Annotated in this window: 1 protein-coding gene; it reads right to left on the reverse strand. The window is 72.0% G+C overall.

The annotated features are described in order from the left end of the window. Positions 1-26 precede the first annotated feature (26 nt). Positions 27-10,973 carry a non-ribosomal peptide synthetase gene (locus tag G4D86_RS31780; protein ID WP_240360579.1) on the reverse strand — a complete coding sequence of 3,649 codons (10,947 nt, stop codon included), beginning with the start codon at positions 10,971-10,973 and terminating at the stop codon, positions 27-29. Positions 10,974-10,981: the final 8 nt, after the last annotated feature.

The following is a 10,981-nucleotide window of genomic DNA, read 5'->3' on the forward strand; positions in this document are numbered from 1 at the left end:
GCTCCTGTTATCGCCCCAGCAAGCGATCAGGCGGCGTCGCGTTCCAGGGCCCGCAGCAGCTCCGCGAGCCGTTCCGCCACGGCGGAAAGGTGAGGCGGCTTGAGCATCGTGAAGTGGTCTCCCGGCACCGGCAGCACCCGGGGCTCCTGGGTGAGCCAGGCCGTCCAACCCGGATTTACCGAGGGTGTGTGTCCCTCGGTGGCCTGGAGGAGGACGGCGGAGCCGGTGAGGTGCCCCGGGACGTGGCGCCGCTGGGCCGCGTACAGCCGCTGGAAGACGTGGAAGAGGCGCTCCGTCTCGTCCAGGTCCAGGTCGGGCGCACCCGTGGGCAGTTGCCGGATCTGCTCCAGCAGCCACGACAGGCGCTCCCGGCCCTCGAGCTGTCGCAGCTTCGCCACGTCCAGCTTGAGGGCTCGCCAGGGCAGGTTGAGGAGCTGGCCGAAGGTGGCGAGCTCACCCAGGAGGTCCGGCTCCGTCTCGGGCCGGGCTCCGGGCGCGGGCGTGTCGAGCATCACCAGCAGCTCCACCGCTTCGCCCAACGCCTGAAGCTGGCGGGCCAGCTCGTGGGCGACGAGCCCGCCGAAGGACCACCCTCCCAGCAGGTAGGGTCCGTGCGGCTGGACCGCGCGGAGCTGCGGGAGGTAGTGCCCGGCCAGGGCCTCGACGGAGGCGGGAGGCAGCTCCCCGCCGTCCAGTCCGGGCGCACGGAAGGCGTAGAGGGGCCGGTCCGTGGGGAGGAACCGCGCGAGGTCGGCGTAGGCCGCCACGCCGCCGCCACCGCCGTGCACGAGGAACAGCGGCCGGCGTCCGTCCTGTCCCTGCTTGAGGCGCACCAGGTTGGACGCGGGCGCCGATTCGTCCCGCCGCGCGTCCAGGACGGCGGCCAGGGCCGCGACGGTGGGGTGCTGGAAGAGCGTGGCCAGCGACACGCGCGCGCGGACGGCCTTCTGGAGGCGGGACACCATGCGCGCCGCCAGGAGGGAGTGGCCACCCAGGTCGAAGAAGTTGTCCTCGGCGCCCACGCGCGGCAGGCCGAGCACGTCGGCCCAGAGCGCCGCGAGCTGTTCCTCGGCGGGCGTGCGCGGGGCGACGTACTGGCCCGCGGTGGTGGCGGAGGCGTCCGGGACGGGCAGGGCCTTGCGGTCCACCTTGCCGTTGGGCGTGAGGGGCAGGGCGTCCAGCCGCACCAGCGCGGAGGGCACCATGTACTCGGGCAGCCGCTGCTTGAGGAAGTCGCGCAGGGCGGCCAGGTCGAGGGACTCGGGGGCGGCGACGTAGCCGACGAGGCGCTTGTCTCCGGGCCGGTCCTCGCGGGCGAGGACGACGGCCTCCTGGACCTCGGGGTGGCTGGCGAGGACGGCGCGCACTTCACCCAGCTCGATGCGGAAGCCACGCAGCTTCACCTGCGCGTCGGCGCGGCCGATGAAGTCGAGCGTGCCGTCCTCCAGCCAGCGCACCAGGTCTCCGGTGCGGTAGAGGCGCGCGCCGGGGACGCCGCTGAAGGCGTCGGGAATGAAGCGCTCCGCGGTGAGCGCGGGCTGGCCGATGTAGCCACGGGCCAGTCCGTCTCCGCCCACGAACAGCTCCCCGATGATGCCCTCGGGCACGGGCCGGCCCTGCGCGTCGAGCACGTACAGCCGCGTGCCGCCAATGGGCCGGCCGATGGGGACGGATGCGTCCACCTGGGCCGGGTCCGTCATGCGGAAGCAGGCGGCGAAGACGGTGGTCTCCGTGGGGCCGTAGCCGTTGGTGACGGGGATGCGAAGCTCCTCGAGTACGCGGCGCACATGCGGCGCCGGCACGACGTCGCCACCGGCGAGCAGCTGCTTTACCGGGCGCAACACGTCCAGGTTGCCTTCCACCACCTGTGCGAAGAGGCCGGCCGTCAACCACAGGGTGGTGACGCGAGCGTCGCGCAGCACCTGGCCCAGATCCTCCAGAGAGGGCGTCTGGGGAGGCATGACGACGAGGCGGGCGCCGTGCAGCAGCGCGCCCCAGATTTCGAGCGTGGAGGCGTCGAAGGAGATGGGGGCCAGCTGCAGCAGCGTCTCTTCGGGGCCGAAGCGGGCGAAGTCCGCGCCCAGCAACGTGCGCAGGACGTTGCGGTGGGTGGTGCCCACGCCCTTGGGCCGGCCGGTGGAGCCGGAGGTGAAGTCCACGTAGGCCAACGAGTCGGGCAGGGCCGCCGGTGACGGCGAATGCGTCGGCTCGGAAGCGAGCGCGGCATCCTCCAACACGACGGTGGCGAGCCCGTGCGCGGGCAGACGCGGCAGCAGCGCGCGCGTGGTGACGAGCGCCTGGGGCGCGGTGTCCTCCAGCATGCCGGCCAGTCGCTCACGCGGGTAGGACGGGTCCAGCGGGACGTACGCGCCGCCCGCCTTGAGGATGGCCAGCAGCGAGACCATCAGCTCCAGCGAGCGCTCGACGGCGAGCGCGACGCGGGAGTCCGCACCCACGCCCAGTCCGCGCAGGTGGTGCGCAAGCTGGTTGGAGCGCTCATCGAGCTGCCGGTAGGTGAGGCGCGAGGAGCCGAGCTCCACGGCGATGTTCTCCGGGAAGCGGGCCACCACCTGCGCGAAGACCTCGGGCAGCGTGGACTCGCGCGGGTAGTCGGACGCGGTGGTGCTCCAGTCCCGCAGCAACCGGCGCTGTTCCGTCCCGCTCATCAGCGGCAGTGCCGAGAGGCTCTGGTGCGGGCGGGTGGCGATGGCTCCCAGCAGCGTGCGGAAGTGCTCGACGAGGCGCGCCGCGGTGGAGGGGTTGAACAGGTCGGTGTTGTACTCCAGCAGGCCGGCCAGCCCCTGGGCGGTGTTCGTCATCGCCAGCGTCAGCTCGAACTTGGCGGTGCTGTTCTCCGCTTCCAGCGTGGAGAGCTTCAGGCCGGGCAGACGCAGCTCATCGTCCGGCAGGTTCTGCAGGACGAACATCACCTGGAAGAGCGGCGGGCGGCTCAGGTTGCGCTCCGGCTGGAGCACCTCCACCAGCTTCTCGAACGGCACCTCCTGGTGGGCATAGGCGCCCAGCGTCGTCTCGCGCACGCGCTCCAGCAGGGACACGAAGGAGTCCTCGACGGAGAACCGGGTGCGCAGGGCGAGCGTATTGACGAAGAAGCCGATGAGCCCCTCCGTCTCCGCGCGGTTGCGGCCGGCGATGGGCGAGCCCACGACGATGTCGTCCTGCCCCGAGTACCGGTGCAGCAGCGTCTGCCACGCGGCGAGCAGCACCATGAACAGGGTGGCGTTGTGCTCCTGTCCGAGCGCTTCGAGCTGCCTGGACAGCTCGGGCGACAGGGTGAAGGCGTGCCCCGCGCCGTGGAACGTCTGCACGGCGGGACGCGGCCTGTCCGTGGGCAGCTCCAGGGCATGCGGCGCCCCGCCGAGCTGCTGCTTCCAGAAGCCGAGCCACGCGTCGAGCACCTCCCCGCGCAGCCAGTCGCGCTGCCACACCGTGTAGTCGGCGTACTGGACGGGGAGGGGGGCGAGGCGGAGCGCCTTTCCGGACGCGGCCGCCAGGTACAGCGCGGCCAGCTCGCGGATGAGCACGCCCATGGACCAGCCGTCGGAGACGATGTGGTGCATCGTCAGCAGCAGCACGTGCTTGTCAGGCTCGAGCCGCGCCAGGGAGGCGCGGAAGAGCGGTCCCCGGACGAGGTCGAAGGGTTCTCCCGCCTCGGTGACGGCCAGCCGCCGGGCACCGGCTTCGCGGGCCTCGGGGGGCAGGGTGCTCAGGTCCACCACCGGCAGCGTCGTCGCGGAGGCGGGGTGGATGAGCTGCACGGGCTCGCCGTCGCTCGAGGCGAAGGTGGTGCGCAGCGACTCGTGACGCTCGACGAGCGCATTCAGGGCGCGCTCCAGGGAGGGCACGTCCAGCGTGCCGACCATGCGCACGGCGGTGGGCACGTTGTAGGCGGCGCTGCCGGGGTCCATCTGGTCGATGAACCACAGGCGCTGCTGCGCGAAGGAGAGCGGGATGTCCTGGGTGCGTGGCGCGGGCCTCAGGGGAGGCGCCCGGTGCTCCGGCTCGCTGACCTGCTGGAGCGAGGCAATCCGCTGCGCCAGGCCGGAGAGGGTGGGCGCCTCGAACACGGCGCGCAGTGGCAGCTCGACGCGGAAGGTGGAGCGGATGCGCGAGATGAGCTGCGTCGCCAGCAGCGAGTGGCCACCCAGGGAGAAGAAGCTGTCATTCACGCCCACGCGCTCCACCCTCAGCAGCGCGGCCATGAGGTCCGCCAGCAGCTTCTCGGTGGGCGTGTGCGGAGCCAGGTACGCCTCTGCGGTGGCGCCCGACTCCGGGACGGGCAGGGCCTGGCGGTCCAGCTTGCCGTTGGGCGTGAGGGGCAGGGCCTCCAGGGTGACGAAGGCGGAGGGCACCATGTACTCGGGCAGGCGCTTCTGGAGGGCGGCGCGCAGTGCGCCCGCGTCCAGTGACTGGCCCGAAGCGGCGGGGACGACGTAGCCGACGAGGCGCTGGTTGCCGGGCACGTCCTCGCGCACCAGCACGGTGGCCTCGCGCACGCCGGGATGCTCCTTGAGGGCGGACTCGATTTCGCCGAGCTCGATGCGCTGGCCGCGCAGCTTCACCTGGAAGTCGATGCGGCCCAGGTAGTCGAGCGTGCCGTCGGCCTTCCACCGCACCTTGTCGCCGGTGCGGTACAGGCGCGCGCCGGGCTCGGTGCCGAAGGGGTCGGGGACGAAGCGCTCGGCGGTGAGGTGCGGGCGGTTCAGGTAGCCGCGCGCCAGGCCCTCTCCGCCCAGGTACAGCTCACCGGGCACTCCCGTGGGGACGGGCCGCAGGTGGGAGTCCAGCACGTAGGCCCGCGTGTTCGCGATGGGCCGGCCGATGGGGACCCCCGGCCCGGACACGTCGCCCTCCACCCGCCAGACGGTGGCGTCGATGGTGGACTCGGTGGGGCCGTAGCTGTTGACCAGACGGACCTGGGGCAGGGCCTCGCGCACGCGTGGCGGCAACTCCGAGGGGAGCGCCTCTCCTCCGGAGATGAGCCAGCGCAGCCGGGTGGCGGCGCGCAGGCCGGGCTCGTCCAACAGCACGCGCAGCATCGAAGGCACCAGCTGGAGCACGGTGATGCCGTGGCGCACGAGGCAGTCCAGCAGGATGCCCGGGTCGCGCTGCGCGTCCGGCGGCGCCAGCACGAGCGTGGTTCCCGTGAGGATGGCGGAGAAGAGCTCCGCCACGGAGGTGTCGAAGCTCAGCGACGCGAGCTGGAGCGCTCGCGCTCCCGGGCCCAGGTCGAACGTGGTGCGCATCCACCCGGCATGGTTGGCGAGCGAGCGGTGGGAGATGACGACGCCCTTGGGCGTGCCGGTGCTGCCCGAGGTGTACATGGCATAGGCGGCGCTCTCCGGCGGCACCGGAACGCTCACCGGGGTGGCTTCCTCGCGCGAGATGACGTCCCAGTCGGAGTCGACGCACACCACGGCGGCGGGGCCCTCGGGCATCAGGCCGCGCAGGTGCTGCTGGGTGAGCAGCACCGGGGCCGCGGTGTCCTGGAGCATGAAGGCCAGTCGCTCGCGCGGGTAGGCCGGGTCCAGCGGCACGTAGGCGCCGCCGGCCTTGAGCACCCCGAGCACGGCGACCGACCGGTCCAGCGCGCGCTCCATGCACAGGGCCACGAGGGTGTCCGGGCGCACTCCGAGCTGGCGCAGGTGCGCGGCCAGCAGGCCGGAGCGCGCGTCGAGCTCCGCATACGTGAGCGAGCCCGCGTCGGACAGGACGGCGAGCGCGTCCGGCGTGCGCGCGGCCTGGGCGGAGAAAAGGGCGTGGATGGAGGAGTCGGCCGGGAAGTCCGCGGCGGTGGCGTTCCACTCCACCAGCACCCGGCGCTGCTCGGCCTCGTCCATCAGCGGCAGCGAAGAAACGGGCAGCTCCGGCTGTTCCATGGCCGCGCGGAGCAGGGTGTGCAGGTGCTCCGCCATGCGCGAGGCGGTGCCCTCCTCGAAGAGGTCCGAGTTGTAGACCAGCGTGCCCCGGAAGCCGTCCGGCGTCTCTCGCAGCCCGAGCTCGAGCTCGAACTTCGCCATGACGCCCTCCACCTCCTGCGGGCGCAGCGTCAGTCCCGAGACGCGCGCCGCGGACGTGGGCGCGTTCTGCAGGACGAAGAGCACCTGGAAGAGGGGACTGCGGCTCATGTCCCGCGTGGGCTGGAGCTCTTCCACCAGCCGCTCGAAGGGGACGTCCTGGTGGGCGTAGGCGCCGAGCGACGTCTCCTTCACCTGCCGCAGCAGGTGGAGGAACGAGGCGCTTTCGTAGACATGGGCACGCAGGGCCAGGGTGTTGACGAAGAAGCCGATGAGGCCTTCGAGCTCACCGCGCTGGCGGCCGGCGATGGGCGAGCCGACGGTGATGTCGCCCTGCCCCGAGTAGCGTGACAGGAGCAACTGGAAGGCGGCCAGCAGGACCATGAAGGGCGTGACGCCCTCCTGCTGGCTCAACGCCTTGAGCCGGCTGGAGACGTCCGCAGGGAGGAATACCGGCACCTGCGCGCCGCGGAAGGTCTGCACCGCCGGGCGCGGCTTGTCCGTGGGCAGCTCCAGCGCGCGGGGCGCCCCCGCGAGCTGCTGATGCCACCACGCGAGGTTCTCCTTCAGTACGGCCCCCTGCATCCACTGGCGCTGCCAGACGGCGTAGTCCGCGTACTGCAGCGGCAGCGGCGGCAATGGCGAGGGACGGCCGTGCAGGAACGCCTCGTAGAGGGCGGCGACCTCGCGCACCAGCACGCCGTTGGACCAGCCGTCCGAGACGATGTGGTGCAGGTTGAGCGCGAGCACATGCTCGGTGGGGCCCAGCTTCCACAGCCCCGCGCGGATGAGCGGACCGGTGGCCAGGTTGAAGGGGCGCAGCGCGTCCTCGCGGAGTTGCAGGTCCAGCGCTTCGCGGGCGGCTTCCGGCGTCAGGTCGCTCAGGTCCACCGTGTTCAGCGGCAGCTCGGCATAGGGGAGGATGAACTGGAGCGGCTGGCCCTCCTGCTGGATGAAGAGGGTGCGCAGCGCTTCATGGCGCTGCACCAACTCGTTGAGCACCCGCTGGAGCGCGGCCACGTCCAGCGTCCCCTCCAGGCGCACGAAGGCGGGCATGTTGTAGTTGGCGCTGCCGGGCTCCAGTTGGTCGATGAACCACAGGCGCTGCTGCGCGAAGGACAACGGCAGCGGGCCCGTACGCGGCACCGGGACGAGGGGAGGGACTTCGGGCCGCCTTCCCTGCTGGATGGTCTCGATGCGCCGGGCCAACGCCGCGGGCGTGGGCTCCTCGAAGAGGACTCGCAGGGACAGCTCGACGGAGAAGGCGGCGCGGAGGCGGGAAGCGAGCTGCGTGGCGAGCAGCGAATGCCCCCCGAGGGCGAAGAAGCTGTCGTCCGCGCCCACGCGCTCGACGCGCAGGAGCTGGCTCATGAGCCCCGCAATCAGTTGCTCGGACGGAGTGCGCGGAGCGACCCAGGGCGTGGCCACGCCGGCGCGAGCGTCCGGTGCGGGCAGGGCCTTGCGGTCCACCTTGCCGCTGGGGTTCAGCGGCAGCGCGGGCAGCACCACCATCGCGGTGGGCACCATGAACTCCGGCAGCGTCTTGAGCAGCGCGGAGCGCAGCTCCGCCGTGTCCACGGTGCTGCCCTCGCGAGCAACGACGTAGGCGACCAGGCGCTTGTCACCGGGCACGTCCTCGCGAGCCACCACCACGGTGTCGTGCACCTGGGGCTGCTGGCGCAGGGCGGACTCGATTTCGCCCAGCTCGATGCGCAGGCCGCGCACCTTCACCTGGAAGTCGGCGCGGCCCAGGTACTCCACCGTGCCGTCCAGCCTCCAGCGGGCCACGTCGCCGGTGCGGTACATGCGCGCGCCCGGCGTCTGGCTGAAGGGGTCCGGAGTGAAGCGCTCGGCCGTCAGCTCCGGCCTGCGCCAGTAGCCGCGGCCCACCTGGATGCCGCCGATGAAGAGCTCACCGGCGACGCCCACGGGCACGGGCTGGCCCATGCCGTCGAGGATGAGGATCTGCGTATTGGCCACGGGGCGGCCGATGGGCACGCTACGGGCCTGCTCGTCACGGGGGCAGGCGAAGTACGTGACGTCGACGGCGGCCTCGGTGGGGCCGTAGAGGTTGTGCACCTCGGTGGAGGGCAGGCGCTGGTGGGCGCGGCGCACCAGTTCCGCGGGCAGGGCTTCGCCGCTGCAGATGAGGCGGCGCAGGTGGGTGAGGCCCTCCAGGCCGGGCTCCTCGACGAAGGCCTGGAGCATGGAGGGCACGAAGTGCACGGTGGTGACGCGCTCGTCGGCCATCAGCTTCGCGAGGTAGGCCGGGTCCTGGTGACCGCCGGGCTTCGCGAAGACGAGGCGTGCGCCCGTCATGAGGGGCCAGAAGAACTCCCAGACGGAGACGTCGAAGGAGAAGGGCGTCTTCTGCAGCACCGTGTCGGCCGGGGTGAGGCCGTACTCCTGCTGCATCCAGAGGAGGCGGTTGACGATGCCGGTGTGGGCGTTGGTGGCGCCCTTGGGCCTGCCGGTGGAGCCGGAGGTGAAGATGACGTAGGCGAGCGCGTCGGGGCTGGCGGCGGGTGCCGCAAGCTCCGAAGCGGGGGGCAGAGAGGAGGCCCAATCCTCATCGAGGCAGACGGTGCGGGAGGCGTGAGGAGGCAGCACGTCGACGAAGCGCCGGTGGGTGAGCAGCACCGGTGCGGCGGCGTCCTCCAGCATGCCGGCCAGTCGCTCGCGCGGGTAGGCGGGGTCCAGCGGGACGTAGGCGGCGCCGGACTTCAGGATGGCGAGCAGCGCCACCATCATGTCGAGCGAGCGCTCCAGGCAGACGCCGACGAGCACCTCGGGGCCGGCGCCGAGATGGCGCAGGTAGGAGGCGAGCTGGTCGGCGCGGGCGTCGAGCTGCGCGTAGGAGAGGGCCTGGTCCTCGTAGCGCACGGCCTCGGCGTCAGGGGTGCGGCGCACCTGGGCTTCGATGAGGGTGTGGAGGCAGACGTCGCGCGGGTACGCCTCGGGCTTGCCCTGGAAGTCGACGAGCAGCTGACGGCGCTCCGCGGAGGCGAGCAGCGGGAGCGTGGCGACGGGCTCCTCGGGCCGGGCCACGACTCCCTCCAGCAGCAGCTGGAAGTGCTCCACGAGGCGCGTGGCGGTGGACTGCTCGAAAAGGTCCGTGCTGTAGACGAGCACGCCGGACAGCCCCTCGGGAGTCTGGGCCAGGTCCAGGCTCAGGTCGAACTTCGCCGAGTCGAAGTCCATGTTCACCGCGCGCAGCTCCAGCGGCCCGGAGCCTCCCGGTCCAGCGGGAATCTCCACGGGCGCGTCCGGCGTGTTCTGCAGGCCGAACATCACCTGGAACAGCGGCGAGTGGCTCAAGCTGCGCCGAGGCTGCAGCTCCTCCACCAGCTTCTCGAAGGGGATGTCCTGGTACTCGTAGGCGCCCAGGGTGGTGGCGCGCACCTGGGCGAGCAGCTCGCGGAAGGTGGCCCGGGGCCGGATGCGCGTGCGCAGCACCAGCGTGTTGACGAAGAAGCCGATGAGGCCCTCCGTCTCCGCGCGGTTGCGGCCGGCAATCGGTGAGCCCACGACGATGTCGTCCTGCCCGGAGTAGCGCGCCAGCAGCACCTGCCACGCGGCGAGCAGGGCCATGAAGGGCGTGGCCCCCTCGCGCTGGCACAGCGCCAGGAGCGCGTCGAACAGCGGCTTGGGCAGGCGCAGGGGCACGTACGCGCCCCGCGACGTCTGGACCGGGGGACGGGGCTTGTCCGTGGGCAGCTCCAGCACCGGAGGCGCGCCGGAGAGCTGCTCGCGCCAGTACCCGAGCTGCTTCTCCAGCACCTCGCCCTGCAGCCACTTGCGCTGCCAGAGGGCGAAGTCCGCGTACTGCAGGGGCAGCGGGGGCAGCCGTGGCTCGAGCCCGGAGGCGATGGCGCCGTACAGCGTGGCGACTTCACGGATCAGCACGCCGAGGGACCAGCGGTCCGAGACGATGTGGTGCATCGTCACCATCAGCATGTGTTCCCGCGCGTCCAGCCGGAACAGGAGGGCGCGCAGCAGCGGCCCGTGGGTCAGGTCGAACGGGCGCAGCGTCTCCTCGGAGATGAGCTTGCGGACCCGGGCCTCACGCTCTCCGGCCGGCACTCCGCCCAGGTCCACCACGGGCAGCGGGAAGCTCGAGGCCGTGAGGATGCGCTGCTGCGGCTCGCCGTCGCGCGAGGTGAAGACGGTGCGCAGCGACTCGTGGCGCTCGACGACCGTGGTGAAGGCCCGGGCCAGGGCGGCCACCGTCAGTGCGCCGCGGATGCGCAGCACGGCGGGGAGCGCATAGGCGGAGCTGTCGGGGTCCAGCTGGGTGATGAGCCAGAGCCGCTGCTGTGCGAACGACAGCGGCCACTTGCCGTCGCGGCCCACGGCCGTGAGGGCGGGCGCCTTCGGGCCCTGCTCGTTCCGCGAAGCCAGGACGCGCTCCGCGAGCGCGGCCACCGTGGGAGCATCGAAGAGCGCACGCAGGGGCAGCTCCGCGCCGAGGCTGGAGCGGATGCGCGAGATGAGCTGGGTGGCGAGCAGCGAATGTCCGCCCAGCGCGAAGAAGTTGTCGGTGGCCCCCACGCGCTGCACCCGCAGCACCAGGGCGAAGAGGCCGGCCAGCTGCTCCTCGGTGGGCGTGCGCGGCGCGACGTAGGCCTCGGCGGAAGTGGAGGACGCCGACTCCGGAGCAGGAAGGAGCTTGCGGTCGACCTTGCCGTTGGGATTGAGGGGGAAGGCGTCCAGGGACACGAAGGCCGAGGGCACCATGAACTCGGGCACGTGCAGGCGCAGGTGGCGGCGCAGCGCGTCCACTTCAATCTTCTGGTTCTCCGAGGGGACGACGTACGCCACGAGGCGCTTGTCGCCACCGGGCGAGTCCTGGCGAGCCATGACGACGGCGCCCTGCACGGTGGAGTGCTGGCGCAGGGCGGACTCGATTTCACCCAGCTCGATGCGGAAGCCGCGCACCTTCACCT

Origin of the sequence: Pyxidicoccus caerfyrddinensis, assembly GCF_010894405.1 — a bacterium.
GTDB classification, from domain to species: domain Bacteria; phylum Myxococcota; class Myxococcia; order Myxococcales; family Myxococcaceae; genus Myxococcus; species Myxococcus caerfyrddinensis.